General features: G+C 57.7%; 25 protein-coding genes, 5 tRNA genes and 3 pseudogenes. 17 read left to right on the top strand and 16 right to left on the bottom strand.

What is annotated here, in order from left to right:
• Nucleotides 1-405 precede the first annotated feature (405 nt).
• Nucleotides 406-573: a hypothetical protein gene (locus tag P1L41_RS17860; RefSeq protein ID WP_276298520.1), complete on the bottom strand. Its 168-nt coding sequence runs from the start codon at nucleotides 571-573 to the stop codon at nucleotides 406-408.
• A gap of 316 nt (nucleotides 574-889) precedes the next feature.
• Here P1L41_RS17860 and P1L41_RS17855 point away from each other — a divergent pair, with 316 nt between their 5' ends.
• A complete protein-coding gene (locus tag P1L41_RS17855) occupies nucleotides 890-1,195 on the top strand; it encodes a DUF5789 family protein (protein ID WP_276298519.1) in 306 nt (101 codons plus the stop codon).
• A 63-nt stretch (nucleotides 1,196-1,258) separates the two neighbouring features.
• Here the strand turns inward: P1L41_RS17855 and P1L41_RS17850 are convergent, their stop codons facing one another.
• From P1L41_RS17850 to P1L41_RS17835, 4 genes are all read right to left on the bottom strand, one after another.
• Nucleotides 1,259-1,669, bottom strand: a complete 411-nt coding sequence (locus P1L41_RS17850) for a cation:proton antiporter domain-containing protein (RefSeq protein ID WP_276298518.1) — start codon at nucleotides 1,667-1,669, stop codon at nucleotides 1,259-1,261.
• A 22-nt stretch (nucleotides 1,670-1,691) separates the two neighbouring features.
• Nucleotides 1,692-2,249 carry a diadenylate cyclase gene (locus tag P1L41_RS17845; protein ID WP_276298517.1) on the bottom strand — a complete coding sequence of 186 codons (558 nt, stop codon included), beginning with the start codon at nucleotides 2,247-2,249 and terminating at the stop codon, nucleotides 1,692-1,694.
• 146 nt (nucleotides 2,250-2,395) lie between these two features.
• Nucleotides 2,396-2,824 carry a DUF7539 family protein gene (locus P1L41_RS17840; protein ID WP_276298516.1) on the bottom strand — a complete coding sequence of 143 codons (429 nt, stop codon included), beginning with the start codon at nucleotides 2,822-2,824 and terminating at the stop codon, nucleotides 2,396-2,398.
• A 96-nt stretch (nucleotides 2,825-2,920) separates the two neighbouring features.
• Nucleotides 2,921-4,729, bottom strand: coding sequence for an SLC13 family permease (locus P1L41_RS17835; protein ID WP_276298767.1), 1,809 nt, complete (start codon nucleotides 4,727-4,729; stop codon nucleotides 2,921-2,923).
• Nucleotides 4,730-5,046: 317 nt separating this feature from the next.
• Here P1L41_RS17835 and P1L41_RS17830 point away from each other — a divergent pair, with 317 nt between their 5' ends.
• Nucleotides 5,047-6,084 carry an AI-2E family transporter gene (locus P1L41_RS17830; protein WP_276298515.1) on the top strand — a complete coding sequence of 346 codons (1,038 nt, stop codon included), beginning with the start codon at nucleotides 5,047-5,049 and terminating at the stop codon, nucleotides 6,082-6,084.
• 267 nt (nucleotides 6,085-6,351) lie between these two features.
• Here P1L41_RS17830 and P1L41_RS17825 read toward each other — a convergent pair whose 3' ends face one another.
• The 3 genes and pseudogenes from P1L41_RS17825 to P1L41_RS18705 form a co-directional block, all read right to left on the bottom strand.
• Nucleotides 6,352-6,591: a hypothetical protein gene (locus tag P1L41_RS17825; protein ID WP_276298514.1), complete on the bottom strand. Its 240-nt coding sequence runs from the start codon at nucleotides 6,589-6,591 to the stop codon at nucleotides 6,352-6,354.
• A gap of 42 nt (nucleotides 6,592-6,633) precedes the next feature.
• Nucleotides 6,634-7,333 (bottom strand): annotated as a pseudogene (gene pyrH, locus P1L41_RS17820) (UMP kinase).
• A 436-nt stretch (nucleotides 7,334-7,769) separates the two neighbouring features.
• Nucleotides 7,770-7,916 carry a DUF7563 family protein gene (locus P1L41_RS18705; protein ID WP_419181091.1) on the bottom strand — a complete coding sequence of 49 codons (147 nt, stop codon included), beginning with the start codon at nucleotides 7,914-7,916 and terminating at the stop codon, nucleotides 7,770-7,772.
• An 81-nt stretch (nucleotides 7,917-7,997) separates the two neighbouring features.
• Between P1L41_RS18705 and P1L41_RS17815 the strand changes: the two genes are divergently transcribed.
• The 5 genes and pseudogenes from P1L41_RS17815 to P1L41_RS17795 all read left to right on the top strand — a co-directional run bounded on the left by P1L41_RS17815 (nucleotide 7,998) and on the right by P1L41_RS17795 (nucleotide 11,773).
• Nucleotides 7,998-8,234, top strand: coding sequence for a hypothetical protein (locus tag P1L41_RS17815; RefSeq protein WP_276298513.1), 237 nt, complete (start codon nucleotides 7,998-8,000; stop codon nucleotides 8,232-8,234).
• A gap of 263 nt (nucleotides 8,235-8,497) precedes the next feature.
• Nucleotides 8,498-8,833 (top strand): DUF7344 domain-containing protein, encoded by a 336-nt coding sequence (locus P1L41_RS17810; RefSeq protein ID WP_276298512.1) that lies wholly within the window; start codon nucleotides 8,498-8,500, stop codon nucleotides 8,831-8,833.
• A 156-nt stretch (nucleotides 8,834-8,989) separates the two neighbouring features.
• A pseudogene (locus P1L41_RS17805) lies at nucleotides 8,990-9,379 on the top strand (ImmA/IrrE family metallo-endopeptidase); the annotation flags it as partial.
• A 124-nt stretch (nucleotides 9,380-9,503) separates the two neighbouring features.
• Nucleotides 9,504-10,334 carry a type IV toxin-antitoxin system AbiEi family antitoxin domain-containing protein gene (locus tag P1L41_RS17800; protein ID WP_276298766.1) on the top strand — a complete coding sequence of 277 codons (831 nt, stop codon included), beginning with the start codon at nucleotides 9,504-9,506 and terminating at the stop codon, nucleotides 10,332-10,334.
• A gap of 182 nt (nucleotides 10,335-10,516) precedes the next feature.
• The gene (locus P1L41_RS17795) at nucleotides 10,517-11,773 is read left to right on the top strand and encodes an RNA-guided endonuclease InsQ/TnpB family protein (protein ID WP_276298511.1); all 1,257 of its coding nucleotides are present in this window, start codon (nucleotides 10,517-10,519) and stop codon (nucleotides 11,771-11,773) included.
• A gap of 31 nt (nucleotides 11,774-11,804) precedes the next feature.
• On the opposite strand, the gene P1L41_RS17790 is transcribed toward P1L41_RS17795, so the two are convergent.
• Nucleotides 11,805-12,293 (bottom strand): winged helix-turn-helix domain-containing protein, encoded by a 489-nt coding sequence (locus P1L41_RS17790; RefSeq protein WP_276298510.1) that lies wholly within the window; start codon nucleotides 12,291-12,293, stop codon nucleotides 11,805-11,807.
• Nucleotides 12,294-12,408: 115 nt separating this feature from the next.
• On the opposite strand from P1L41_RS17790, the gene P1L41_RS17785 reads away from it, so the two are divergent.
• From P1L41_RS17785 to P1L41_RS17770, 4 genes are all read left to right on the top strand, one after another.
• A complete protein-coding gene (locus tag P1L41_RS17785; protein WP_276298509.1) occupies nucleotides 12,409-13,209 on the top strand; it encodes a DUF8170 family protein in 801 nt (266 codons plus the stop codon).
• A 104-nt stretch (nucleotides 13,210-13,313) separates the two neighbouring features.
• Nucleotides 13,314-13,721: a MarR family transcriptional regulator gene (locus tag P1L41_RS17780; protein ID WP_276298508.1), complete on the top strand. Its 408-nt coding sequence runs from the start codon at nucleotides 13,314-13,316 to the stop codon at nucleotides 13,719-13,721.
• A gap of 140 nt (nucleotides 13,722-13,861) precedes the next feature.
• Nucleotides 13,862-14,215, top strand: a complete 354-nt coding sequence (locus P1L41_RS17775) for a hypothetical protein (protein WP_336399978.1) — start codon at nucleotides 13,862-13,864, stop codon at nucleotides 14,213-14,215.
• 64 nt (nucleotides 14,216-14,279) lie between these two features.
• The gene (locus tag P1L41_RS17770; RefSeq protein ID WP_276298507.1) at nucleotides 14,280-15,155 is read left to right on the top strand and encodes a DUF8172 family protein; all 876 of its coding nucleotides are present in this window, start codon (nucleotides 14,280-14,282) and stop codon (nucleotides 15,153-15,155) included.
• 391 nt (nucleotides 15,156-15,546) lie between these two features.
• On the opposite strand, the gene P1L41_RS17765 is transcribed toward P1L41_RS17770, so the two are convergent.
• Nucleotides 15,547-16,167 carry a hypothetical protein gene (locus P1L41_RS17765; RefSeq protein ID WP_276298506.1) on the bottom strand — a complete coding sequence of 207 codons (621 nt, stop codon included), beginning with the start codon at nucleotides 16,165-16,167 and terminating at the stop codon, nucleotides 15,547-15,549.
• Nucleotides 16,168-16,969: 802 nt separating this feature from the next.
• Between P1L41_RS17765 and P1L41_RS17760 the strand changes: the two genes are divergently transcribed.
• The 6 genes from P1L41_RS17760 to P1L41_RS17735 all read left to right on the top strand — a co-directional run bounded on the left by P1L41_RS17760 (nucleotide 16,970) and on the right by P1L41_RS17735 (nucleotide 17,988).
• Nucleotides 16,970-17,043, top strand: a tRNA-Asp gene (locus P1L41_RS17760).
• 251 nt (nucleotides 17,044-17,294) lie between these two features.
• A tRNA-Pro gene (locus P1L41_RS17755) sits at nucleotides 17,295-17,366 on the top strand.
• 4 nt (nucleotides 17,367-17,370) lie between these two features.
• Nucleotides 17,371-17,457: transfer RNA gene (locus P1L41_RS17750), tRNA-Ser, on the top strand.
• A 2-nt stretch (nucleotides 17,458-17,459) separates the two neighbouring features.
• On the top strand, nucleotides 17,460-17,621 hold the full coding sequence (locus P1L41_RS17745; RefSeq protein ID WP_276298505.1) for a hypothetical protein: 162 nt from the start codon (nucleotides 17,460-17,462) through the stop codon (nucleotides 17,619-17,621).
• Between the two features lie 204 nt (nucleotides 17,622-17,825).
• A tRNA-Ser gene (locus tag P1L41_RS17740) sits at nucleotides 17,826-17,911 on the top strand.
• A gap of 6 nt (nucleotides 17,912-17,917) precedes the next feature.
• Nucleotides 17,918-17,988, top strand: a tRNA-Trp gene (locus tag P1L41_RS17735).
• A 301-nt stretch (nucleotides 17,989-18,289) separates the two neighbouring features.
• Here P1L41_RS17735 and P1L41_RS17730 read toward each other — a convergent pair.
• The 6 genes and pseudogenes from P1L41_RS17730 to P1L41_RS17705 form a co-directional block, all read right to left on the bottom strand.
• Nucleotides 18,290-19,116: pseudogene (locus P1L41_RS17730) on the bottom strand (IS5 family transposase).
• 771 nt (nucleotides 19,117-19,887) lie between these two features.
• Nucleotides 19,888-21,021 (bottom strand): tyrosine-type recombinase/integrase, encoded by a 1,134-nt coding sequence (locus P1L41_RS17725; protein ID WP_276298504.1) that lies wholly within the window; start codon nucleotides 21,019-21,021, stop codon nucleotides 19,888-19,890.
• A gap of 359 nt (nucleotides 21,022-21,380) precedes the next feature.
• Nucleotides 21,381-23,057 (bottom strand): transposase, encoded by a 1,677-nt coding sequence (locus tag P1L41_RS17720; RefSeq protein ID WP_276298503.1) that lies wholly within the window; start codon nucleotides 23,055-23,057, stop codon nucleotides 21,381-21,383.
• Nucleotides 23,058-23,550: 493 nt separating this feature from the next.
• Nucleotides 23,551-24,000 (bottom strand): ester cyclase, encoded by a 450-nt coding sequence (locus tag P1L41_RS17715; protein WP_276298502.1) that lies wholly within the window; start codon nucleotides 23,998-24,000, stop codon nucleotides 23,551-23,553.
• 149 nt (nucleotides 24,001-24,149) lie between these two features.
• On the bottom strand, nucleotides 24,150-25,379 hold the full coding sequence (locus P1L41_RS17710; RefSeq protein ID WP_276298501.1) for a serine hydrolase domain-containing protein: 1,230 nt from the start codon (nucleotides 25,377-25,379) through the stop codon (nucleotides 24,150-24,152).
• Between the two features lie 4 nt (nucleotides 25,380-25,383).
• Nucleotides 25,384-26,439, bottom strand: a complete 1,056-nt coding sequence (locus tag P1L41_RS17705) for a methyltransferase (protein WP_276298500.1) — start codon at nucleotides 26,437-26,439, stop codon at nucleotides 25,384-25,386.
• Between the last annotated feature and the right edge of the window lie 4 nt (nucleotides 26,440-26,443).

The following is a 26,443-nucleotide window of genomic DNA, read 5'->3' as shown; positions in this document are numbered from 1 at the left end:
ACCAAACAAGGAGACGACTGTCTCTATTTACTGATTCAGCGACACCCTCAACGAGAACTGCGGTTCCCGCAGGGCAGACCCCCATCGCAGATGACCGGTAGCCATCCCACCAGTTTCAGTAGCCCCGGGCCCTACGGCCCGACCTCCGAAGCAGCGAACAACGCTCCGTCCGGCCGGGAGACCTGTCGGCCCGTCCACGGTGTCGTGACGAGCAAGACGGAGAACCTGGTCTTGACGGCGCACTGGTGGCCACTAGAGCAGTAGATTTGGGCCAGATGGATAGTGACACTTGCTATCCATCTGAGAGTTTGTGCTGAGTAATCGAGCGGTCTGAACTGGCCAATCCGCTATAACTGCCCGCTATCAGTCCTCTCGATCGCTCGTGTTCGACCATCTGAACAGATGTCACCGAGGGGTGACGGCAATGAGTTGCGAGAACGGGATGTAAGCGATCCGTTTCATCGCCCCACCATCGACCTCCCTTTTTAGATGAACACCACTCGATCCTTCGACCACCTCGTGGACATCTTTAATTTCGGTGCCGTCGGTGAGCTCAGCTATCATTTGCTCCATATCGTGTACACGTACCAACCGACGGCTGACATTTATGTGACATTTCAAAAAGTATATACGATGGGTCCAAAAGTTGTTCAAGGATTAGCATTGATCACTCGCTATTTTGAATCGGATTCGGATACCGGTGTCCAGGACGTCATCTCTCGCCCCTACATCGCATGGCCGTCGTGGAAGTCTCGGAACAGTTGAGACGTGATAGGTGTCGATGGATGTGACTCACATAATCAAATATCAATAAAAAATAAAAACTGTGTGGGTTGATTTGTTTTCGACTCTTACCAGACACCACGGTGGCCGAAACATCGGTCCACGAATGATAGATATGGAATATTCAGATACAGAGCAGATTGTCATTGACAGGATCGAGTTCCCAGCGACGCACGCGACCGTGATTGAACAGATCGGTACTATCGAAATAACAGCACCCTCCGGCGGCTCGGTAACTATTCAAGAAATTTTAGACCCAGTCGAGGACGAGAATTTCCCGACCGCAGACGCCCTTTACACCGCAATCGTCGGTAATCTTGATGATACATTTATTGGACGCAAATATTATGATGACCGAGGCGGCACGGCATTCGGAACTGAGGCGGAGGATGAATCGACTGTCTCATTCTGACGATTGCTCCCGCTTGTCTGGAACTGCTCCAGCGAGAGATACGCACTCTGTATCGAGCCATCGTCACTGGTGTACAACCACTCTCAACGAGTGCATCGACGATTCGCGGCCCGAGAACGGTAGCGACCCCAAAAGAAACGACACGACTGAGGCGCTGGCGGCGAGTGCGACCGTCGGTCGAACATAGCGGCGTACCGTCCGAACGCTAACCTCCGGTCCAGCCGATACGAGGAGGAGAATGAGTCCAAGTGGCGCAAGGGTTGCCAGCCGATCGGGAACCGGGACGACGACAGCCGTGACGCTCGGAACGACGAGAGCGAGAACCGAAGGCCCGAGCACCAACCCGATGAGGAGTTCACCAACGACCGGTGCAAACCCGAGTCGATCAGCGACGATTCCAAGCGCATGTACAACGGCCAAAACGAGCGTCATCTCGCGGGGAAACGGAAGGAGCAAGTCCGACTCGACGGCCATGAGTGTCTTCGCCCTCCGTTGTTCAATCAATCACCAGGGATGTCGCTAGGGAATCCTCGAACGTGCCGTCAGTAAAAACTGTTACTCGTCCGTCTTCTTCGCTAAGTGTGATCGCCGCGACCACTTCCTCGCGGGTCGAGGTTTCCAGTGCGCTCATGTGACGAGCACCCATCCACCCCGCATAGGGAAGATTGTCGTTTTGTCGGCATTCGGCTGGAGAGAGCTGGTTGACCCGGACCATTGCCTCCTCGATCGTGCCGTCGCTGTGAACGACGACTGCGCCATCACGGGACAACGCTACGTTCTGTGCCGCCTCAAGAAATACATCGGTCTCAGCAAAGACAGTCGCACACTTCTCAACCGGCCAGCGGTTCGTCCCCATCGGAGCCGCAAATTCGGTTATGGGGTCCCGTTCGACGACGAAATAGAGTCCAGGTCCACGGGCGTATGGGTCATTCCATCGCTCGAACCCGAGGCTGATGTCCTTGACACACCCTCCGATCCATTCGAGTATTGCGTCGATGTCTGCACCATCAGATTTCGGTTCCGACGTCGCAGAACTATAGATAGACTCGATCATCCTTCTCGTACGAATACGGCTGGTGGAGGGATAGAAGCCCCGAATTTCCGAATGAATCTGTGTGTTGATTAACCGGGTGAATATCTCAGTTGCTGAGTGAAGTATGATAGATGCGTACGATCACCGAAAGTGGATCTGGCCAGGACTTATACCCCCGCTTGACGGACGAACTCATCGAGTTCGGCTTCGATGAGTGTCGCGACGCGCTCACTATATTGCCAGAGTGCTGCGTTGAGTCGCTCTTCGGTCTCATCGTCGAGGTCATCGCCGCCTCGGAGGACAGAATCTTTTGTGATCTGTGGATGATATACGCAGACCACACCGAGTGAGGTATCCGAACTCGAGGCCCCTGCTGTGTGAATGCCGTACTGATCGGTGCCCCAGACCCCATCGCCGCCTTGGCGTTCCAGTTCAGAGTCGAGCGCGTCGAGGAGTTGCATCTCTTCGGGGGAGAGGATGGGATCGTCACCTTCGAACAGTTCAGCGTACGCCTCCATCCGGGCACTTCTCGTCCACCGCTCCAACCGGGAACGCGCCCCGAGTACGAGCTGTCGTTCGTCTGGAAACTCGACCATACTTCTAGTACGACCGCCAGATGAATCAACGTTCGTACAGCGTCTCCAGTCAGCGGTGATGGCGTTTCGTACTCTCCGGAGCGAGACGGGTAGTCTTCACACGCGGACCCCCCAGAAGAACGCAATCCCGAGGACGGTGACGATTGAGAGCAGGAACTGCAGCGGAGCGCCGACACGGATGAAGTCAGAAAACGTGTACCCACCGGGTCCGTAGACGAAGAGATTCGTCTGGTAACCGACGGGCGTCATGAACGCTGTCGAGGCGGCGAACGTGACCGCCAAGACGAACGCGAACGCGTTCGCCCCGATCGACTGGGCCGCGTTGGCAGCCACCGGGATCATCAACACGACGCTCGCGTTGTTGCTGATGACGCTCGTCAACAGGCCGGTCGCGAGGTAGAAGACCCACAGGACGCCGATCGGTGGCAGAAACACCGACGTCGCAGCGACGGCATCGCCGAGCAGCGCCGCAGCGCCCGTCTGCTGCAGGGCGATACCGAGCGGGATGATGCCCGCGAGGAGGAAGATCACGTTCCACTCGACGGACGAGTAGAGTTCGGTCGGCTTGAGGACGCCAGTGAAAATCATCGCCACGACGCCAGCGAGTGCTGAGACGACGATCGGGAGGATGTTCAGTGCCGGCAATGCGACCACGCCGGCAATGATACCGACCGCGAACGGGATTTTCTCGCTCCGGTAGGTCACCTCGTCGAACTCGTGGGCGACGATGAAATCCTCGTTCTCGACGAGCCGCGTGAGGCTGTCGGGCGGTGACTGGACCAGGAGCGTGTCGCCGACGCGAATACGGACGTCCTCGAACCGGTCCCGGACAATGTCACCACGGGTGCGAAAGGCCAGAACGTTCGCGTCGTAGCGCTGTCGGAACGACGAACTCGCCAGCGTTTCGCCAACGAGAAACGACCCCGACGGGATGACGACTTCGACGAGCACCGGTTCTTCCTCCTCTGGATGCAGATCCTCCTCGGTTTGCGGACCGCCCGACAGTGTGAGCCCTTCCGCATCCATGATGTATTCGAGCGTCTCTCGATTCGTCCTGAGTCGGAGCGTATCCTTTTCGTGGATCTCTTTCCTGGCGAGGGGTTCGTCGAACCGTTCGCCGTAGCGAATCAGCTGTAACACGTCGATATCGAGGTCGTCGTCGCCGAGCGCCTCTCGGACAGTCTGGCCGATCAGTGATGAGTCCGCCGGGACGACCACGTCCGCGAGGTACTCCTGGAGCGCGTACTCCTCGACGAGGTCCTCGTCGGCCGGAATCCGTTCGGGAAGGAGTCGAACGCCGATCGTCATGAGATAGAGGGCACCGACGGCGAAGACGACGACACCGAGTTTGGTGAACTCGAACATCCCAAACGCATGTAGTCCGAGGCTGGGTGACTCCGCACCGAGTTGGGCCGCGATATCGCTCGCGAGGATGTTCGTCGACGTCCCGATGAGTGTGAGCGTTCCCCCGAGCATTGACGCGAACGACAGCGGCATCAGGAGCTTCGACGGCGAGGTATTTCCCTCGTGTGCGAGATCGGCGATGACGGGAACCAGAATCGCGACGACTGGTGTGTTGTTGATAAACCCCGAGACTGGGCCAGTGACTCCGACCGTCGCTGCGAGTTGCTTCCGTCGGTCGGTCCCGGCGAACGCCGCCATCTTGCGGCCGATCAACTGAACGATGCCGGTTCGGTTGATCCCCGTACTCAGAATGAGCATCGCCAGCACCGTGATCGTCGCCGGATTCGCGAACCCCGAGATCCCCTCACGTGGAGAGATCTGCGTCCACGGTTCGAGCACCATCAACAGAACCATGATCAAGATGGCGGTGACGTCGATCGGAAACCGTTCAGTCGCAAAGAGCACGAGCGCGAGGAGAATGAGGGCGAAGACGACGAGCATCTCGGCCGTTACCGGCGTTGAGCCCAGACCCTGAATTGCCAGAGAATTCAACGAGAAAGACATACCGAAAAGAGACGCTAACAACGGAAAAGAACTGGTATTGACACTGTCTCATCTGCGCCTTGGAAGATCCGTCTTGTGCCATTCACAGAGTATTACGTGGGTGGCTAGTACTACAGTTCGCTTGTCGCTGATTCTCAATCTGACGTGACTACCCCGCTTCGATAGTGGCAGTACTCGGATCCAGTGACGACCATTGACAGATAGACCAATTTTGTACACACAAGTCAAGGATAAGGGGAATCTCTATACTGAATATGACTGAACAGGGAGACCGTCAGCATTGGTTTTCGGAGCACCTCATGCTGTCGATCTTGGCGGTGGTGAGCGTTGTTCTCGGACTCCTTTTCGTGTTCACACAGATTCAGTATATCTTACTCGCGATCGTCCTCGCATACGTTCTCGCGCCCGCACAACGGACGCTCGAGCGTCACACGACCTCAACTACGGCTGCCCTCACCCTCATTTCGCTTTCGGTATTTGTCCTCTTCATCCCGGTCGCGTATCTCCTCACCGTCGCAATTCAGCAGGGACTGGGGCTGCTAACCGCCCTCCAAGAAGGAGGACTCAGTCTCGACCTCATTCAGGACCGAATCGAAGCCATCGGTTACGTGGTCGATTTCGATCTCCTGTATGGGACCTATCAAGAGCCGATAGCTACCGGGTTGCAGCGTCTTGCAACCGGCGCGGTGAACGTCGTCGTCGGTCTCCCTGGTGTGTTGATCGGCCTCACCGTGACGGTCTTCGTACTCTTTGCGTTATTGCGAGACGGTGAACAGTTCGTCACATGGCTACAGTCGATTGTCCCGCTCTCTGATCGTGTGGAGCGGGAACTTATCAGAGAACTTGACGCCCTCATGTGGGCGTCCGTTATCGGGAATGTCGCTGTCGCGGGGGTCCAAGCGGTACTACTCGGCATCGGATTAGCGCTCGTTGGCATGCCTGGGGTTGTGTTCTTGACCGTCGCGACATTTGTTCTCACGTTGCTCCCACTCGTTGGGGCATTCGGTGTTTGGCTTCCGGTTTCGGGTTACCTGTTTGCAATCGGTCGCCCCACTACAGCGGTACTGTTTTTTGTCTACGGGTCAGTGGTCAGCGCCTCGGACCTCTATCTTCGACCGGCGATCATCAACCGGAGCGGAGCGATCAACGTCGCGACCATCGTTGTGGGTATCTTCGGGGGAATTATTCTGTTTGGGGCAATCGGCCTGTTCGTCGGCCCCGTCATACTCGGTGGCTCGAAGGTCGTCCTTGACCTGTTTGCCCAAGAGCGAGCGGACTCAACCGTCGTCTGAGAGGGGGGTTGTTTCCGCCATGGGTTCTCGTATGACCGTGGCTGCGGGACCATCTCACCCGCCGACGTTGATCGTTTGACACACTGCGACGGCCTCAGACTCGCTGATACGAATATAATGGTATCCAGTTCCGAGTGGTGCTACCTACCCGTCCTTGTCACTTGTGCAGACGGACGAGCATCGACCGTGTTTGTCCTTTCAGCACGACACGTCTCCACGTAGGCACTCAACAGTGAGTCGGCCCGATCGTGACGGGGGGTCGCGATATCAGTCCTCGAATCCGCCGTCGTATTGTTCGTAGGAGATGGTCAGTCGCCCCGGCGTGGGCTGCTTCGCTGCGTCTCGAAGCGTCCGGAAAGCTTCCAAGAGCTCATCGGCGTCGTCCGTCCCTTCTCGAACGCTCCGTGATTCTTCTCGAATCGTATCGTATACCTGCTCCAGCATGCGCCGAGCCGCGTACGAATCGGTCTTCGAGTCTATCTCGAAGGAAGCCTCGTAGTGGGGCATACCCGTGGTTGGTTCTCCATCGGAATAACTTCCCTTCGTGGCTCACGGTGGGGGATCGTTCGTTTGATCCGGATTGATTTTCGTCCCCTCGAACTCCCCGGTTCGGACAGCAGTAAGAATATTCTCGGGGTCGCCTCCATTGAGGACGATCGTTTCGCATTGCGCCCGTTGAAGCATCTTCGCAGCGTGGAGGTCAATCGGTACACTGCTTTCAGCGGTCATGTCGAGATCGAGAATGAGCGAGACCAGCTGGCTTGGAGTGAGCTCATCGAAGGGTTCTGCGTCCGGGCAGGTGTTCGGATCAGCAGTAACCACGCCTGGAGTACTCGTCGCATAGATGAGACGGTCTGCGTCCACGTACTCGACGAGAACTGCGCTCACCGCGTCAGTCGTTTGTGCCGGTGCCGTGCCACCCATGACGACGATGTCGCCACGACGGAGCGCGCTATTTGCCGTTTCGTATTCTCTTGCTGGCGCCAAGACGGCCTCGTCGCCGATCGCCGCGATGAGTAACCGGGCGTTGAGCCGCGTGACGCCGATACCGATCTGATCAAGCTCGATTTCGTTCGCTCCAATGGCCCGACCCACGTCAATGTATTCACGTGCGAGGGCGCCCCCCGGTGACGACACAGATTTCGTGCGCTTCAGCGAGTGTCGTGATGACGTCGGCGTACGCTTCCAACTGCTGTGGACTCAGTTCCGGCACGAGCACGCTTCCGTCGATAGAGAGAACGAGACGCATTATGCTAGACTGTAGGGCGGTGGCACTACCATAGGGCTCGTCCTGGACGTGAGAGAACGATAGCTTTCAGTGAGCGTGATTGCACGCATTGACGAACACTTTAGACCCGAGCTGACGAATTCATCTTCGATTTATTGAGCCGCCGTCCAGAGGTTCCGCAGAGAACTCTTAGCGGACGAGTCCATGTCACGAAGGCGACTATGAATATGGGAATTTCCGTAGGATTGCACTGCTAATCGTGCGGGACAGTACTGTTCACCAACGGTCCACCACAGTGAGGACAGGTGTTCGTGTTGGGATCTTCGATGCCGTCTCCACAATCACGGCACACGTAGAGCGTTGCTTCTGAAACGGAGTTGCGTATGGTTTTCATGCTTTGTTGATAATTACAGCACCGACACCAGGCATCGATCGAGTCCGGAAGCACTCGTCGGCGTCACGAAGTATCCCGTGCCGCACGTCCGTCGACCAGTGCTGTAACTGACAGACAGTTGCGGCAGCCGTAGATGTCGTCCTCGTTGTCCCCGAAGACGCGGGCAAACCGTGACGTTGCGAACGCACCGCAATCGTTGCATACTGGCATTGTTCAGTCGCTTGGGAGGACTTGGCAGGGATGATCTGTGGTCAGTCGTTATCGGCGCCGTCCACGTTCTTCGCGGTCTTGATGTCGTTCGTTCGCCTGTGCAACGTCCTCGGACGTGATGTTTTTTCGACCGCGACGGCGGGCGCGACGATCTGTCGATTCAGCGACTTCGGCTGTTTCCTCGGCTGCCGCCTCTCTCAGTGCCTCTGCAGCCTCCGCATCTGGCTCGACATCTTCCTCAGCGGCTTCCGAAAGGACGTTTTTCGCCTTCTCGGCGTCGACCGCTTCTCGTGCTCGGCGCCGCGTTTCTCGACGTGATTGGAACGGATTTCGTACCATGTGTAATCTCTCCGCCGATAAGCGGATACCGGGACTAACGCCCTCCGATTGCATCAAGTGGCCACATTTTAACGAGAAAACAATTTTTGATTAACTGGGTGACGTGAGCTTTGAGAGTCTACGACGACCAATGTACTAATACTGCAGACATGTACACTCAGCGAGTGTGACTCACATAATCAAAATTTTCTCAGGTGTGAAAACCGCCACAATTGATGCACCTCGGTAGAGCGTAACGCATTATGACGAACTACGATCTCGATAGGTGTCTCCAGCTCGTTGCCGACCAGCACCGACGTCGGATCATCCACCACCTGCGCCACGAGGCTAACGGAACCACGACGCTCGAGGACCTCGTCGAGCAGATATCCAGTCGAGCTTCCGACTCGAAAAACGGTCCACAGCAGGACCGGGAAGAACTCGCCATCCAACTCCTACATTCCCACCTGCCGAAGTTAGCGGACTACGGTGTCGTCGAGTTCGAACATACAACCGGTGCCGTCCGGTACCACCCTGACGAACAGGTCGAAACAGTACTTGACTCGCTCCCTGAAGAAGTGTCGCTGCCGAGTCCCTGACGTCAATGTCTCCCACGAGAGACACCGAGTCTTCCGAGTCGATGATTCGATATCAGATTCGTCCGGTGTTACTTTGATCCGTGTCGTGACTCGGTCGGCTGGATGACGACCATTCCATTGTTCTGAACTGTCACACCATAGCCAGCGAACGCGAACGGCGTGACGGTGCGAATTGTTCCAGCCGAGGAGTGGACGCACGGCGAGGCGAAGGGCATCTGCGAGCAGCTGAGTCTCGTCGATATGCAACCGCGTGTCGAGGTGCGTGACCGGGAGAACGATGCCGACCTTGCGCGGACGCTGATCCACGAGTACGCCCACGCCCTGCTCCACTTCGACGTCGACGACGACACCGAGCGGTCGAAACGCGAAGTAGAGGCCGAAGCCGTCGCGTACGTCGTCGGGCGGTACTGTGGGTTGGACACTAGCGGGTCGGCGTTCTACCTGGCCGCGTGGGAGTCGAACAATCCCGAGATCGTTCGCGACCGTCTCGACCGGATCAGTTCCACAGCAGAAGAGCTCATCGACGTAGTCGAAGACGGCGCTTAAATCCTTAACCAACGCACGGTTCTATACCCTTATTTTGTTGGTTAAGTCTGCTCGTCTCCGCCGTCCGCGGCAGTCGCAAGGCTAAAGCAGGCCCGTGTTTATACTCTATGTAAGAAACACAGGTATCGGTACCATAGAGCAAACACAAAATATACGCCAGGGTCTCTCGACTCGAGAAAGTCGACTCCTTGCACGACTCGCTGGCGCGGGTCACCAGATCATCTCCGTCGACGACATCGAGACGACGCTGGAGGTCCCCCCAAACACCGCCCGCGAGATCGCCTCCCGACTCACCGAGAGGGGCTGGCTCGACCGGCTCTTCCCGGGCACGTATCTCATCATTCCACTCACAGCCGGCGAGGAAGCCGTGTACACGACCCACGAGTACCTCATCGCCGCCCACGTCGCCGAGCCGATGTACATCGGCTACTACAGCGCCCTCAGCCACCACGGGCTGACCGAACAGGTTCCCCGGACGGTGTACGTCGTTACGCCGACCCGAGCGCAAAGCAGGGAGATCCACGGCGTCCCGTACCGCGTCACGACAGTCACCGAGCAGAAATTCTTCGGCTGTGAGCCGACATCGGTCGAGGGCACGACCGTTCAGGTCAGCGACCTGGAGAAGACGCTGGTCGACTGTGCGGACCACCCCGAGTTCTGTGGTGGCCTTCGGAAACTCGCAATCGCGATGCGTACTGCCGACGACCGGGGCTGCGACTGGGACACCGTCGGCGAGTACCTCGAACGCCTCGACAACGGCGCTGCGACCAAGCGGATCGTCTACCTCGCCGACCAGCTCGGCATCGACCTCCCTGCCCGCGAGGAACTCGTCGCGTCGTTCACGAGTGGCTACTCGTTGCTGGACCCGACGCGGCCCGACACCGGGTCGACCGACAGTACGTATCGCCTCCGGATCAACGTCGAGCCAGCCATGCTGGAGCCCACGGAGTCCTGACCTAGGTACGAAGTCGGCGTACCTTCTCTGCAGCGTCGAGAACGGTGCTGTTCAACTGAAGTGGTAGCGCGGAGTCCCCTTCCTCAAGGAGCGACCGAAGGGTGCGAGTAGGGAGGGGAGGAGCGCGTTCGTATAGGCTGCAGAAACTAATCTATAAGTAGCCACGAGACTACATTGAATCTGTGGCAGACGACTACGTGCGCCGGACAGGAATCACCCGACTCTCGGTAGATGGTACGCAACGCGAGTTGCTTGAGGAGACCATCTCTGAGTGGAAGCGTGGTTGCCAGCTCGCCACCGACATGGCGTGGGGCAAGTGCAACGCCAAGAGCGACGTACAGCCCCTCGCCTACGACGACGTGCGTGAGCAAACCAGCCTCGGGAGTCAGCATGCGATTCTCGCCACCCACCAAGCCGCACAAGCCATCACTGGCTGTATCGAACGCCGGTCCAACGGCAAGAAGGTCAGCAAGCCTACGTTCACCGCACCCACGGTGAAGTACGATACCCGGACGATGACGCTATTTGACGATGATACAGTGTCACTCTCCACCACGGAGAGTCGCGTCCGGTGTGACCTTGCGCTCCCTGAGGCCGACGATGGCTACCAACGGCAGTACCTCGACTCTGACGAGTGGAGCGTTACGGAAAGTACGCTCACCGCCCGCGACGGCGACTACTTCTTGCACATCGGCTTCCGCCGACACAAGACCGACACCGAACGCAATACCGCCGAGGACGGAACGGTCCTCGGGGTTGACCTCGGCATCGAAAACCTCGCCGTCACCAGCACTGCCTTCTTTTTTAGCGGGCGGGAGTTGACCCACGACCTCCGAGAGTTCGAGAAGGTACGCGCCGGACTCCAACAGACCGGAACGCGAAGCGCCCATAGAACGCTCGAACAGTCGAGTGGCCGCGAACTTCGGTACGTCCGTGACGTACTTCACCGGGCGTCGAACGCCATCGTAGACGAGGCACTCCGATACGAGTGCGATGTGATCGCGTTCGAGGACCTGACCCACATCCGCGACCGCACGGGTGCGTCGTGGGGCCACAAGTGGGCGTCCCAAACGCTCTACGAGCAAGTAGAGTACAAAGCCGAAGCGAACGGTATCTTGGTGCAGCAGGTGGGTTCGGCGTACACGTCGAAACGGTGCGCCGAGTGTGGCTTCACAGCCGACGAGAATCGCCCGAATCGAACCGATTTCTGCTGTCAGAAGTGCGAGTCGGAAGCGAATGCGGACTACAACGCGGCGAAGAACATCGGTATGCGGTACGTCCGCCGAGGCCAACAGTCGTCCCGGCGGACGGGCAACAGTCAGCTTGCTCTAAAGTCTGGAACGGTGACGCCAAGTGGCGGATTTACCGCCCACCCGGACGGGTTCGAGGTCGAGGACACGGACAAGCCCCACCCTCAACGAGCAAAGTCGTCAGACTGAGCGAAGTAGGGTGGGGTAGTTGACCGACGAACTATGGGTTTGTGCCACCATCGACGGCGTCGAGATCGGGCTCGTCGAACTCGAGGGCTTCCGCGACGGCATCCGGAAGCTCCGGGCGAGGGGCCAATTCGTGGCGCTCGATTTTCTCGGTCTTGCGCGTGTTTTCGTAGAGGGCACGTGCGACCGGAAGCCCACGGAGATACTTGTAGTCGTGGAGGACCTCGACCCCCCGCTCTGTGAATCCGTAGAACTGGGAGGGGAGATCACGTTTCCCCTCGCTTGGATCGTACGTGTAGCGTGCGAGGAGCCCGGCGTCGATCAACGTCTCCAACTGGTCTTTGATGGCCGCCTGGCTCTTCCCGGTCATATACTCGAGTTCGGCGAGCGACATTAGATGGGCGGGATGGCCCAGCAGCTCCTGGATGATGAGATGGCGCGTATCCTGGGACAGCAGCTTGAACAGCCGCTGCTGTTCCGCGAACGGCCCTGCATCGGCCGCACCAGTGTCGGTTTCGCTCATACGTGCTGGTACGAGGTAGGACGCTATAACAGTTAGGGTCACCCAAATTGGTTAATCCAGAAAAAACCAAAGTGGTTCAGAAGGGATAAGGTGGTGTGGTTTGAATCGGCAGCTAATGACCGACCCAAGCCCGCCGCCGGACGCTGGGGAGATTATGACCGTTGTTCACGAGGCCGTCGGGGGCATCGAACTTGAGCCTGCAGAGAAACGGGAAATCTGGCGGTTCACCCAGCGTGAATTGCCGTATCTCTGGAGTCAGCGGACATCGTATTTCATCTTGGGGAGCTATCGCGACCCCTATATCCGCCGGCTTCGCGCCGTCCAGAACGAACTCACGAAGCAGCTCGGTGCCTATCCGTTCATCATGGGTGATCTCCTCGAACTTCCGACTGACCGCCTCAATACGTTCGATATCATGTTTTCGTTGCTCGCGACGTACAGCGACTACATCGTTGGGGTCTTCGAGAAGGAGAGTGGTGGGGAGGCGCCTGAATTGGGCGAGATCGATGACCCGCCGTATTTCGACAAGTCGTACGTGTTCCCACGTGATTACGCGTGGGTGACTGACGAGAACCTTGACTCGCCACAGCACGTCATTCAGGCCGCCCTTGAGATAGCGTTCACAGACGATTTGTCGGCGGATGAAGTCCAAGCAAACGTCGAGTCGCTCGTTGATCGCACCCAAGAGAGCGGTCTCGACATCGACGAACAGGAGGTGTGGGATGTGATCGACGACCGGACAAATGAGGGCGAAGAGCCAGCAACGTACAGCTGGGTTCATCTCAACAAGTTCCGCAAATTCGAACTCCACGAACGGTGCTTCCCGTGGACGACAGAGGACGAACTCCGAACTGTGGTTGACGAACTCCCGTCCCCGACACCACGTCCGGAGTGGGAAGAGCGTGAGGGCCAGTGAATTATCCTGTCCTACTCGCTTGGCGGTACACTCATCATAGTGAGTCGGCTCGGTAGTTTACTCTCGGGTAAACTACTTTACTACGCCCGGTCGAATACATCGTCATGGAGGCTGGTTCGGGTGTCGGTGACGACACGACACCACGGGAAGTCATCCACTTCATTACACAGCAGACACGATTTTCGCTTATCAGCGATATTCTCGGTCACCCCCAACAGCTCCCATCAATGTATGAACTCGAGGAGCTCAACCCCAGCGTGAGTGATGCCACCGTCTACAAGCACATCCAGAAGCTGATCGACGCCGGCATCGTCACGGAGGTCGCCTTGGACGACGACCAGCGCCGGCAGGGATATCCCTGGAAGTTCTACGGCCTCACCGAAGACGGCCGCGAGTTCTTGGAGACGCACAATCTGCTCGCCGCGGAGGAGACACTTCAGCAGATCTACGACACCATCGCCGATAAGCCCGAGAAGATGGTCAAGTACGAGAACGCGCCCCGTCCAGATTAGGAGTGGTTGTCAGAGAATAGAGAGCGGTAGTCTGCCGTTAGTCCCGGAGGTTAGCCTGACTGACCGACTTCACGGACGTAGCCGCTCCGCTCAAGATCAAATTCTTCGGCTACGAGTCGAGGCTCATCGAGGGCACCGCCGTGAACGTCGCAGATGTGGAAAAGACGACCGTTGACTGTACCGACCATCCCGAGCTCTGTGGTGGCATCCGAGAATTCGTACAGGCGATAGTCGTCGCGGAGGATCGAGACGATTCGTGGGCGACGGTCGTTGAGTGCCTCCAGCGACCCGACAACGGCGCTGCGACCAAACGAATCGTCTACCTCGCCGACCAGCTCGGCTTCGACCTCCCGGCGCGTGAGACGTTCCTCAAGTCATTCACGAGCGAGTGTCCGCTCCTCGACCCAATGCGATCCGAACAGGGAAGCTACGACAGTGAGTATCATCTCCGAATCAACGTCGACTGGGAGAGACTCGATTCGATGGAATCCTGATGCCAGGTCGGTCCGAAAGGTAGCGTGAATTAAGATGCTCCCCCAAGTACAGCGAATCAGGTAGATGGGTCACGTCTATTATCACCATCCGGGCGACAATCAGTTCTCTCTTGATTTTGTCCACGAGGCTCCATCAGAGATCGTTGCCAGGGTTGTCGAGTACGACGATGACGTGGCGGTGAAGGTTCGCAAGTACGATCTTGACAGCGAGTTCTTCGGTATCTATACCTCCCGCGTTGGTGGTGGGGACGTCGGCGATCTCGAATTCGATCTTGGCGAGGCACTCTCAGAGATGGGTGCTGACAACGGTACTATCGTTGCCCGGCTCCTCGAGATCTATCAAGCGCTCATAGCCCAGAACGAGGAAGAAGAAGGAGTTCCCATTGAAGCGTACAAGAGCATCGACATCGATGCACTCCCAGACGCGCTCAACCGGACATCGTGGGAGGGCAGCGCGACTGATGTTGCAGGCCGTCTCGCCTCAAATCTCATTCTCAAACACGCGCTTCCGAATGCGAACCATCGGACTGCTGTTGCCCTGGTTCAGTTCTACCTCCGTCGGATTGCTCCCGATTTCTCGATGCCAGAAACCTCCGTGGAAATCGACTCAGAGACATACGACTGGCGGGAGTGGGTAAACGAGTATATTAACGAGTCAAAGCGTCTCTTGACGGTTCGTCGGAAGAATGTGCTCCTCAAACATCTCTCTGACTTCGGAGCGACAACGCTTGAGCGGAAACACGAGGTCCAGATCGACCTGACGGCATACGAGCTGGATATGTATCCTACAGAAGCGAAAACAGTCTACGCAACAGCGCACGAGGAGCTCTGGATCGAATTCGTCGAAGAGGCAGTTGAGCGCACCGACAACCCCGAGCTGATGGAGGCCCCTGGGCTATCGAAGGCGGAGTTCGCAGAGAAAATTCGGACCCTCAAGTAAGCGGCGTGCGCTAGTCTTGGAGCGTCGCGACCGTCCGGCCGGTTTCTTCGGCCTCTTCGCTCCGCGACATCCCGTATGTTGCGAGAGCCTCCTCAACCGCGTCGTCCAGACTCATTGGTCAGGCAAATCTTGGCTCTGCCGACGGATAAAGTCTCGCACGATTTGGGTTTAACGTTGCATTGGCTAACTCGCCAACCGTGCAGGACCGATCCCGCAAACAGTCGATAACCCGTAGCTCCGCTCCCTCTCACAAATTCCAATCTCTCCGATGTATTCATAACCATATCGGTGAGAGTGGAATACAGACTCTTGGCGCTCAGATCGAGTCGTCAAATAGTCGGACGGTTGTGCAACCGTATTTTGGAGAGGCAATTCGATCTGCGAGTCCGAACTACTCGGGAGGCGACGTGAACAGGCGCCGATACTCATCAAGCCACTCGATCTCGTAGTACGTCACGTCATTCTGAGTGTCGTATTCGAGCGGGAGTGGATCCGAACGGTGGGCTGTAAACGTGAGGTTGATTTCGACACAGGGGCCGTGCTCGGAGACGCATTCGAAGCCATCGTCAACGGGGTATACAACGCTAAACCAGCGAATCTGAAAGCCAAAGTGGTCACACACATCTCTGACGACTGCAGCATCGCAATAGGGCGTGTGGACCCACAGTTCCCCGCCAGCGTACGCCTGATCTTTGACGCACCAGACTGCATCGAAGGAGCGGAGAAACTCCGCAGCGCGATTGTAGTGCGCTTCAGTCAGGCGGTCCCACCAGTGGTACTCCTCGACATCGTCAACAAGGAGCTGGAGGCAATCACCACACACATCATATGCCCGTTCACCGAGAGAGACTTCGTGGAGTTTGTCGTACTGGGTGGTGTCACATGCATCGCACGGCGGGGAAGCACCACTGTACTGGCATCCGGAGGATGATCGCTGTTCGGTGGGGTTGGAATACCCGCTGTTTGCACTCCCAGGCTTCTGAGATTCGTTTGAGTCGGTATTCTCGGTCATTGGTATCCAACCGAGAACCGTCAGTCACGCCGTGTGACTGGGCTCCCGGCTAGCACCGGACCGACGGTCGGCCACTCATATACGCCACAGAGAGCAGGTTGGTGTAAATAGTTTCTGTGGGTCCAACGGAGAACACCGGTCAGCGTCCGGCTATCGACGACAGCCGATGCTAGAGTAATGAACGTCGTGCGCAACCGCTTGTTGAAGTGTGACTGCCGTGCCTGTGGGTAACACACCCTGACTAATTTTAATACAATTGCCACGATATTCCAGGCTGACGTCCGATAGACCCCTCAAACTGGGAGCGTTCACCACGATGATCATCACTCGCCTCACCCCGCGGCGTGCTCGTTCTCGCTTAGCCGCGGGTCCCGTGTTCGGCGAGTGCCTACAAGATCAGCGTGCGAAGAGCCCGGGCGCAAACCGCCGGACCCACGTCGACTTCGAATACGAGAGTTCGACGCAATCCGGCGACGTCCGGACACTCTCACCCGCATAACTCGGCCCCCATACGGACTACCCGTCACGGGTCGGGGAACACGGGATTGTCGCCTGCCTGTGCCCAGTAGTCGCTCAGGACACAGCCTGATGCGAGTGCGGGGTGCCAGGCTCGCGGCTGCTTGGTTTCCGATCGTTCGATACAGGAGCGAGCGGACTTCGTCCGCGCTGAGCGTACGGAAGTCGTTAGCCAACAGCCCCGCAGCGAGAGCTGCGGCTACGTCGAGCCCCAGAGTCTCCGCTGGCGAGGGACGCCGGACTTTGAATCCGGAGGTCGCCGGTTCGATTCCGGCCGGGGCGACATGCCGACGTGGTGTAATCCGGCAAGCATACGGTCCTGTCACGGCCGTGATCCGGGTTCAAACCCCGGCGTCGGCGTGGATGCGTGGCGTGGCGTGGCGTGGGGATACCCATCGAGGTAGGCAGCCCGTTGGTGCGATCAGCTGGATCGTTCCGTCGATGCTGGGCCCAGCAGGGTCTGCAACCTACATGAGCCGGTGTGGTATTCTCGGGAACACCCGAAGTACGCCCCCGCGATGAGACGCGCAACCACGACTACTCGGTCGCGGTTGCGCAGTTGGAAAGTCGTACAGATAGATAATCAACTGCCGAACACTCGGCGGTCCAGTGAGCGATGGTCCAGCGGACGACGATCTGTGCCTTGGGCGCACAGGACCGAGGTTCGAATCCTCGTCGGCTCACTGTGCCGTGACTGGGTATTGGGGAACCCAGCGGCCTGCTATGCCGTGGCCGTCTGCTATCGGTCTCCCGGTTCGAATCCGGGTCGCGGCGTCATGACAACGAATGTCTGCCCTGCCTGCGAGGAGGAAGCGTTCCGTCACGTCCCGCTCGGTGAAACAACGTCTATCGACACGATTGGAAGCGTCGAAATCTGCGTCACCGAGGACGGCGCATACTTCCACGGAACGAGTGACCAGCATCCATCCCTGCTGTGACTGGATGCTGATGAGCACATTCGCCTCGGTAGTGAGGGTCAGAAGCTGAGTAATGCGCGTCTTCCGGTGTCCCGGTGAGAAACGCGAGGCGGGCTTGTCGGAGCAAGTTCCGACGGAGATGGTGAGACATACGGATAGGCGACCGCGCTCGGTGTGAAACCGAGAGCCGCGAGGCTTCGGAGTTCGACTCTCCATCTCACCGTTGGCGGGGTTTCCCTAGCTTGGTCAAGGGACTGCGTTGGAACCGCAGCGTCCGCAAGGACACGAGTGTTCAAATCGCTCTCCCGCCGTGGCAGGGGGACGTGGTCAAATGGTACGACACCTGCCTCCAGAGCAGGAGATGGCTGTTCGAATCAGTCCGTCCCCACTCGGCGGTTCTAGGGCATTTCTGGAAAGGGGATACGCGCGTGTACATTCACCCTGCCCACCTGAGACTAAGTACCAGAACGAACCAACAATAGATGATGTCCACCCCATGCCCGCATCCGGAGTGCCCGGAATCCGACCCGGCAAGCTGGTTCAACTCCGAGCGCGGCATGCGGGTCCACCACTCTATGGTGCATGGTGAGTCCCTCACGAAGGAAACGGCGATATGTACAAGAGAAGGATGTAGCCGCGAGTTCGAGTACTATCCTTGGCCGTGGTGAATCGAAAGACGTAGCTTGATTTCATTGGTTCAGCGACTGCCTGATGTTGTGAACCGCACACATCAGGACGAGTTCACGAAATTCACCATACCAGCTTCGCGCACGCACGGCGTCGCCGAGCGTGCGCTTGATCGTCGAGAAGACGGTCTCACACATCGCTCGTTGGCGGTATCGAGGCCCATCGATCCGCGCGTTGTGCGCGTGATCGATGGGCCGGAACTCGCGGTGTTTGATCAGCGGTCTTACGCCTTCTTCGCGGAGTTTCTCGCGTAACTCCATCCAGTCATAGCCTTTGTCCGCAGCGAGGCTGGCGAGGTCGCCCGCGTTTCGGAGGGCGACCTGCCAGCCGAGCTGTGTGTCGTGGCGTTTCTCGGTCGTGCAGTGAACGTCCAGAATCGCGTGGCTTTCTGTATCGACGAGCGCAGTCGTTTTGAGCGTCTGAACGCGGTAATTCGTCCGGCGACAGTAGTGCTTGCTAGCGTTTTCGCGGTCGAAAAATGTCGCGTCAATAGCGGCGTGTCCGCTCGGGTCGTGCAGCTGCGCCGACAGGCGCAGCAGCACTCGCCAGAGTGTTGTCTTGATCCTGTCAAACCATTTGACTAGCGTCGAGTGATGTGGGAGATCGGCCGCTTCAAGGCCGATCTCCCCAAGAATATGTGGCATCTCGCTCAGTAGATCCAACGTTTCTCGGTAGGACTTCTTCAAGTAAACCCGGAGACAATGCAGCGATACGACGGCGTAATCGGCGAAGCCGCCACCCCTTCGGGGGCGGCGACTTCGCCTCGGCCACCGACAGCATTTTTAGCTAACTGAACCGCTTTGCTCGTGAAGCGGGAAATCTTCGACATGGATCATCGGCGGTTTCCCGCTTCATCTCTCTAGTTCTGACGATCGAAGCCGACGCTGTCTAGCGATTCACCAGAGCCAATTCACCCAATTTTGGCCTACCATCCGACACTCTGGGGAACTCCGGGGTTGAATACTGTATAGCAACATACGGTTTTCGATTAACCTCGCGTGAGTAATCTTTCTTGAGCAGGCAAGTCTGTGTTTCCGTGATCTCCTCAGACACGCTTGGGCTCTCTCACCTGCCACTCTTGAACCCGATCGTGCATCCGAAGTGTGTTGATGATTCGGTCGCGGGGGACTTCTCAAACGCATTCCGAATCTATCCGACTACGACGCCGACGCTCCAGTAGTCACTCGGCTTGAACCGAAGTTGACAATTTGTGTGTCGGCTACTCGATGCTCGACGGAACTCGGTTAATGAGTGTTTCAGTTCGCCGAACTCGGTTTCCCTCTCCAAACGGGTGTGCAGTAACAATGTCTCGTACATCTATCTGGGCGGGTTAGACCAGTTATGAAAAATAGCCATCAAGGTTGGTCAATAAGTATAACTATACTACTTAGATATACCGTACAGCCAACTAAACTATCTGGGTAGGATAGTTAGGTCATTTAGTTAAACAAAATACCTGTTCTTCCGGGCTATTCTATCCAACTCACTTGAATAGTGGATTGGAATATACCCTCTTACTGAATCTTCTGGAGGCCGGCTCGACCAGATCCATCTACTGCAGCGGTTCGAAACCGAGACTACAGAGACGGTCCCTGCTGAGCTACTGTTGGAGGATATCTTCTAACCGCTCGCGCTGGTGTCGAATATTCTGTTTACGATACGACTCATGTGTTGTCTCGATAGACTCGTGTCGAAGCAGTTCCTGCGCTAATTCAGCATCCTGCTCGTACAGTTGACTTCCGAGACTTCTCCGACCACCGTGAGGCTTGAGATACTCCCCGTCTATCGATATCTCCGCCTGATCGGAGAGGGACTTCATCAGCGTTCTCGCACCGTTTTTAGAGAGGGCCGGTGCATTTATACTATACTTTCGGAGGAGTTCGGTATTCGTATTGTTCGACTGTTTTTCTTCGATCTCGGTCGGTGAAAACCCCTGTCCAGCGAGCCCTTCGCGAACAGCAGTCGCGATAGAGGGGCGGTGTCGAGTCCGAAACACCGGCCAGTCGTCGGTTGGCGGATTCTGGACCGAATACTGGCGTTCCAACGACTTCAAAACCCTGTCCATGAGCGGAATCGGCTGTCGTTCCCGTGTTTTCCCGAACACGAATGCAACGCCGTTCTGGAGGTCCACGTCCTGCCAGGTCAATCCGTTCCGGTATTCATCGCGTGGGTCAGCGAAGAGCTCTGCCCCCCGGGCACCTGTCAGGGCCAGCATTGTCACGAGAGCGCGGTCCCTGAACGCTTTCTCTTTGTCAGTCTCGGCATCGTCCAGTGCTTCGTAAGCACGGTTCTCGACGTACTCGAGTATCTCTGCCCTCGCTTCCGGGGACCAGAACTGGCGGTCGTGGTCAGCTCGATATTCCGGAAGGGCTTCTTTCACTCGATTGGGGCGAGCTGGATTCGTTTCGATTCGTTCGTCGTCGACACACCATCCGAGAAACGCTCTGACGATCGTGAAATATGGACCGTTGGCGTGAGCTGAGGTGGCGGCTAACGGGTCTTCGTCGTCTTTCGCCCGTGTCCTAAGCCACTGCGCGTACCGTCTGCAATCCAGGACTGTTAGCTCTGGCAGCCGGGCGACGTCTCGGTCGCGTTCCAGGAACTGTCTGAACTGCTCCAAGACGAGTTCATTGTTGGCTCTGTAGTTGCCCGACTCGAGACTATCGAGACGGGCTTGAATCGCCGTTTCGAGGGTGTCATCGGCCCCTGAACCCCTGGTGTGTGGCGTTGTCATCGACTCGGATGGCACGATGGCGCGGACCCACTTGAATTTACTGTGTCTTTTCACACTAAGACATAGTAATCGTGCGTCTGTCTGATGTGTCGAATTCGGCAGGCTGGAGTCGTCTACCGTCAGAATCCAATTCTATAAATAGTATGCTGCTATATGGAGTGCATCGGTGTGGAAGTTGAGACTACAGCGGGTTTAGCGGGGCTGTAATGCGTGAATATTGCCGATTCGGTCAGCGGAAATTACCTGAGATCACTCTCAAACGGCCACTCTTGTCATACTGGCAATCATATGGGCGAATTTTCGAGACTTCCAGCAGCGTAGCCACTCAGACGGCACGCTAACCCGAACAGAGAACCTCTCTACCCGATTCCTGTCTCCTTTTTCAGCAGCGTCAGCGTATTGTCGGCTGTAATCACTGGTGAGTGCTCATACTCGCCGGTCAACTCGACCTGCACGAACAAATCGACAGCTCGCCAGATTGAGTACAGCAGACACGCAAACGCGAAGTAGAAGAACCGTAGGACGAAATTCTTCGAGGTTGTCGCGGCCATGAATCGCTTGATCGACCTGTAGCCGCTCTCGATTTCCCACCGATAGCCATACTCAGTGAGGTGCCCACTGCCTCGGTTCGTCATGAACACTGAGTACTGCTGATGGTCCTCGAGTTCGGAGTTCTCCTTTCGACGATAGATCAGCGTCGTCTCGTGCCATTCGTTCTTGCCGAGGTGGAGCTTCCGGTCGGTCTCGTAGCGGTCCTGACTCCGTTGGAGCAACCGCTTTGCCTGGGCTTTCTCGCTGGTTTGCATCCGTTTGGGCACGACGTACGAGAGTCCGCGATGGCTGAGCATCTCCAGGATATGCTGGCTGTCGAACTCCCGGTCCATCAGCACGTTATCGACGTGCACAAGGTCCTCAGCCGAATCAAGCAAGTCCTCAACGATTTCCAGTCGTGTCTCCCCCTTTCGGACGGGGCGTGCGTCCAGCACGATTGGGACGGCATTGCCGACCAACTGGACGGTCGCCCACTGGTAGGCGTACTCGTCAGTCCTCTCCTTCGTTCCGATAATCTCCTCCTCGTGACCGGTTCGATCGCCGGTGAAGGGATCCGCTTCGGTAATGTCGATTGCGATGATCCCAGCTCGAAAGAACTGCTCTGTCTCTGCAACTTCGTTCAGAAGCCAATGGATAGCCTGCCGGTACATCTCGCGAATTTGCTTTATCGAGAGGCTACGAAGATGGTCGCGGTGGGCGTGTCCCAGTGGTGTTCGGTCACGCGTCGACTCGTGGATGAAGCTACGAGCACCTTCGTTGGCGGCCAAATTCTCTCGAAGGCCCAGATAGGTTTGCAAATCCCAGTACGCATTCTCGTGAATCTCACAACCCTCACCACGAGTGAGCGAGAACGCTGGGAATACAACCCGATTAACGTGGTCGGTGATCTTCTCTGCTTCCTCCAAGATGACTTGATCGTCCGGTTCTGACTCACCGGATTCGTCGTCATGGTACCGGAGCTTTCGATCCGGTTCACGCGGGACCGTGACACCCGCATTCTGGGCTCTGATGAGAATCGTGCGAGCAGCTGTCTTGACTGTCTCACGGAGATCCGACGTGAAGCGTTTGTGCCAACTGCGCCATAGGGTCGATTGGTCTGGAACCGTCTCCAAACCCAGTTGCCCACAGAGTTCAGGGCGGTGATTGAGATACTTGATGAGCGCTGTCTCGTGAGTCCATCCGTGGATCTCTTTCAGGACGAACACGCGAAAGAGAGTCTCGATATTGTAACGTGTCGACCCTGCATAGCAGTCGTGCGCATTAAAGAGAAAGTAGGCCAGTGGAAGGGAACAGACGAACTGTTCTATCGAGTCGTGTTCCTCGTGTTTGAACCACGTCCCTGCGACGACACGAACGTCCGACTCTAACCCAGCGAGTGAAGTGCGATCATACAGTGGCGTTGAGTTGTATACTGGCCAGTCAGTGTATGATCGGCACGCAATCTGTCGAAAGACCGTACGCTGGGACTCACAAACCGTAGGCACTGCGAGATATTGCTCACAAGATGCTCAAGAATCCATCCAATCGGCCGTACTTAGCGCATTTGGACCAAACAGCCTCGGTGAAATCCACCAGGCGTTTGAACTTCCTGACCAAGAGCGCCAAGAACTCATGGACGCGATTCACAGCTTCCACGACGCGGTTGTCACAACCGGGTGAGCAACTTGCCTGCGACCATCACGAGTAGGGCAGGTGCTATGGCCGGCGGTATCAGCCAGGCCGAGTCAACCGGTGACGAACGAGTCGGAGATGATGGGGATTCCGACAAGGGTCGCCTGGGGATCGTTCACCGCTACGGTGCTGCCAAGCCTCAGCCCAGGACCCGAAGTCGTGCTCTCATGGCTCTGTTGAAACCCTCAGCCCGTGACAATTCTAAGTGGCCGTGACCGAACTATAGCGCGAATACAGCAAGTGACGATACGTTTCGTGGGCTTTGATTGAACCCCTAAGACGAGTGATTCGACTCGGGGCATTCAGTTACGACTCGACCGGGAGTTCGACACCGATCTGTCGAAGAAGCGTTCCGAACGAGGAGGTTGACGCTGTCTCAACGATCTTCCCATCCTTGATCCGCCGCATATGGAAGGCAGGAACGGCGATTTCGTTTCCGGTTGGCTCGACACCACGGAATACCCCCTTATGGGTTCCGCGCATCGTGACGTATTGCATCACGATATCTCCCTCGGCTGCTTCGTGCTCCACCTCGACACGGAGATCGGGGAATGCAATTTTCCACTCCTGGTAAAGGTTTTTGATGGCTTCGCGGCTCGCCAGCGGCTTCTCAGCCCCCGCTCGAGTGATGTTCACGATAACTTCCTCGGCGTATAACTCGTCGATATAGTCGAAGGAGCCTCCCGTGTTGATCTCGTCGTTCTCTCGCTCAATTATCGCTCGGTTCGCCTCGACGTTCGCGTTCGATATTGCCATCTATTCTCTCCAACTGTCGGTGTACGCTGTTTGATAGCATAACTGTATCTCCTGCTGAACTCAGCCTCTGAGCTGGTCACGTTGATACTGTCCGATACTGTGGATTTCAACAGAGCCGCTCTCCTCGTATGTGGTTCAGAAAAGTTGCGTCAGGTGCGGATTGGAGCCGTCTCCGAGTCCCGACATTCGATGCACTCGTAAACAGCGTCCCTGAGTGCCACCTCCTGGGGGTCGTCCTTCAGGTGGGGGCCAATCCGGTTCGGGGTGTAGGCGAAGCCCAGGTCCGCGTCGGGGTCCGCGAATCCGAATGATCCGCCGGCACCGGGCGTGCCGAACGCGGCGTCGGACGTCCCGAACCGGAAGTCAGGCGATGGCTTCGAGTACCCCATCGCATACGCCGTCTCGATGCCGATGATGACATCCTTCCGGTCACCTGATGGCGGTACAGGGGGTGCGCTCAGTTCCGTGAACACGGTCTCGTCGAGACCCAGCGCTTCGCCGCCCGTCGCGAGGTCGCCGTACAGTCGTGCCATTGAGCGGGCGGTTCCGATGCCGTTGGCCGACGGAATCTCGACCCCACGAAACGCTGGACTGTTGAGGTCGCTCGGCTGCCTAGTGGCGAGGACGTTCAGTGCCCGACTCGTCACCGACCACGGATTGAAAAAGGACAGGACGAACCTGGGCGACATCGTGAGCAAGTTCTGGAGCATATCCAGATGTCCGAAGGCATCAAGGTCAGCCACGCGGCCGTCTGAGACGTCCTCGGGGAGCCCGATGTAAAACTCGAGACCGAGCGGTTCGGCCACTTCCTCGGCGAAGAACTGGCCCAGTGTCCGCCCGTCGGTGTGCCGGAGCAGTTCACTCGCGTACCAGCCCAGTGTAAACGTATGGTAGCCCTGATGGGTGCCGGGCTCCCAGTCGAGTTCCTTGGCTGCGAGCAGATCTGAGAGGAACTCCGTGTCGGCGATCTGTTCGGGCGACAGACGCCCGTCGAGCGTCGCGAGCCCCGCCTGGTGACTCAGCAACTGGCGAACCGTGACCTCGCCCTTCCCATGCTGGGCGAACGCCGGCCAGTGGTCAGCGATTCGGTCGTCGAGCGCGAACAGCCCCCGCGAGAGCGCGACGGCGATGGCCGCCGCCGCCATCCCCTTCGTCCCGGAAGCCACGAGGACCATCGTGTCGGCCGCCCACTGGTGCGTGCAGGCAGTGTCCCGGTAGCCACCCCAGAGACCGACGACTGGCTCGCCACAACAGTAGACGGCGCAGGCGGCCCCGAGTTCGTCTCGGGTCCGGAAGTTCTCCGCAAACGCCTCTCGTACGGGTTCGAAGCCTTCGGCAACCGTTTCGATGACGGACTCCCCGTCAGTTCGGACAGTCATCCGATCACCTCGCCCTCGTCGCCTGAACGAGTGTACTTCGCGGCCCTCCCAGACGGATTGTGGAACGCGTCACGTTCTCGTATCCGGCCGATCGAAGCCACTCGGCGACCTCCTCGTATGGGTGCGTTTTGGCCCCTAACGTAGACAGATAGGTCAACCCCTCGAATCCGAGGAACGATTTGCCGACCGGCATCCGGGCAGAGCCCTCCAACTGATCAAGGATGGCGATTCGGCCCCCCGGCCGTAAGGCCTCTTTGACGCGACTCAGCAACCGGCGGTTCTCCGCGTCGTCGTGAGCGTGAACGACGTTGAAGACGAGCGCGATATCGTACCCGCTCCCGAGGTCGTCGGTCCAGTAATCGCCGGCGGCTGTGGTCACTCGGTCCTCGACCCCCGCGGCCGTAATCTCCCGTCGAGCCGCTTCGAGCGCGTCTGGATTGTCGAAGACGGTAGCCGTGAGGTCGGGGTGTGCTCGACACAGTTCGATCGCGTAGAGGCCGTGACCGCCGCCGACGTCGAGAAGTGTCGATGCACCGTCGGGGACGCCGACCCGTTCGGTGATGTCGTCTACCACGACGGCTGCAGCCGCCCGGAACCCGTCCTGGGCGGTCTCCCACCGCGTCGGTTCCTCGTCGAACCACTCGTAGATGGTCATCGGCGGCTTCCCGTCGAGGACCGCGCGCTCGAGGTGCCGTTCCCAGAAGGGGAGCACGAGTTCGTTCCAGAAGGACAGCCACGGCGCCAGGTTCGTCTCCGAGCCCGTGGTCAGCCACTTCGTCGTCATCGCCGTGTTCCGGTAGCGCCCGGCGCTCTCGACGACGTAGCCCTGTGCCGCGAGGAAGTCGAGCAGGATTCGGATACCGATATCGTCGGCATCGAATCGGGCCGCGATCTCCTCCAGCGCGAGCCCCTCGCCGTCGAGCGCGTCGAGGAGTTCCATGTCGAGTGCCAGTGTGAGCGCCTCGAAGCTCGCCGCACCGAACAGGTCGAGAAGCGGGGCGGGGCCCCTGTTCAGTCGGAACAGCAGTAGCCGTTCGAGGAAGTTCGGATTCGTGGGCATGGTC

The organism is Haloarcula ordinaria (genome assembly GCF_029338275.1).
In the GTDB taxonomy this organism is placed as follows: Archaea; Halobacteriota; Halobacteria; order Halobacteriales; family Haloarculaceae; genus Haloarcula; species Haloarcula ordinaria.
This window is presented reverse-complemented; position numbering and strand designations above follow the sequence as displayed.

Bases quoted from the DNA above. Each gene is read 5' to 3' on its own strand.
- P1L41_RS17860 (WP_276298520.1), bottom strand. From the start codon at position 573: ATGGAGCAAATGATAGCTGAGCTCACCGACGGCACCGAAATTAAAGAT.
- P1L41_RS17855 (WP_276298519.1), top strand. From the start codon at position 890: ATGATAGATATGGAATATTCAGATACAGAGCAGATTGTCATTGACAGG.
- P1L41_RS17850 (WP_276298518.1), bottom strand. From the start codon at position 1,669: ATGGCCGTCGAGTCGGACTTGCTCCTTCCGTTTCCCCGCGAGATGACG.
- P1L41_RS17845 (WP_276298517.1), bottom strand. From the start codon at position 2,249: ATGATCGAGTCTATCTATAGTTCTGCGACGTCGGAACCGAAATCTGAT.
- P1L41_RS17840 (WP_276298516.1), bottom strand. From the start codon at position 2,824: ATGGTCGAGTTTCCAGACGAACGACAGCTCGTACTCGGGGCGCGTTCC.
- P1L41_RS17835 (WP_276298767.1), bottom strand. From the start codon at position 4,729: ATGCTCGTCGTCTTCGCCCTCATTCTCCTCGCGCTCGTGCTCTTTGCG.
- P1L41_RS17830 (WP_276298515.1), top strand. From the start codon at position 5,047: ATGACTGAACAGGGAGACCGTCAGCATTGGTTTTCGGAGCACCTCATG.
- P1L41_RS17825 (WP_276298514.1), bottom strand. From the start codon at position 6,591: ATGCCCCACTACGAGGCTTCCTTCGAGATAGACTCGAAGACCGATTCG.
- P1L41_RS18705 (WP_419181091.1), bottom strand. From the start codon at position 7,916: ATGCCAGTATGCAACGATTGCGGTGCGTTCGCAACGTCACGGTTTGCC.
- P1L41_RS17815 (WP_276298513.1), top strand. From the start codon at position 7,998: ATGTCGTTCGTTCGCCTGTGCAACGTCCTCGGACGTGATGTTTTTTCG.
- P1L41_RS17810 (WP_276298512.1), top strand. From the start codon at position 8,498: ATGACGAACTACGATCTCGATAGGTGTCTCCAGCTCGTTGCCGACCAG.
- P1L41_RS17790 (WP_276298510.1), bottom strand. From the start codon at position 12,293: ATGAGCGAAACCGACACTGGTGCGGCCGATGCAGGGCCGTTCGCGGAA.
- P1L41_RS17785 (WP_276298509.1), top strand. From the start codon at position 12,409: ATGACCGACCCAAGCCCGCCGCCGGACGCTGGGGAGATTATGACCGTT.
- P1L41_RS17780 (WP_276298508.1), top strand. From the start codon at position 13,314: ATGGAGGCTGGTTCGGGTGTCGGTGACGACACGACACCACGGGAAGTC.
- P1L41_RS17770 (WP_276298507.1), top strand. From the start codon at position 14,280: ATGGGTCACGTCTATTATCACCATCCGGGCGACAATCAGTTCTCTCTT.
- P1L41_RS17765 (WP_276298506.1), bottom strand. From the start codon at position 16,167: ATGACCGAGAATACCGACTCAAACGAATCTCAGAAGCCTGGGAGTGCA.
- P1L41_RS17745 (WP_276298505.1), top strand. From the start codon at position 17,460: ATGACAACGAATGTCTGCCCTGCCTGCGAGGAGGAAGCGTTCCGTCAC.
- P1L41_RS17725 (WP_276298504.1), bottom strand. From the start codon at position 21,021: ATGACAACGCCACACACCAGGGGTTCAGGGGCCGATGACACCCTCGAA.
- P1L41_RS17715 (WP_276298502.1), bottom strand. From the start codon at position 24,000: ATGGCAATATCGAACGCGAACGTCGAGGCGAACCGAGCGATAATTGAG.
- P1L41_RS17710 (WP_276298501.1), bottom strand. From the start codon at position 25,379: ATGACTGTCCGAACTGACGGGGAGTCCGTCATCGAAACGGTTGCCGAA.
- P1L41_RS17705 (WP_276298500.1), bottom strand. From the start codon at position 26,439: ATGCCCACGAATCCGAACTTCCTCGAACGGCTACTGCTGTTCCGACTG.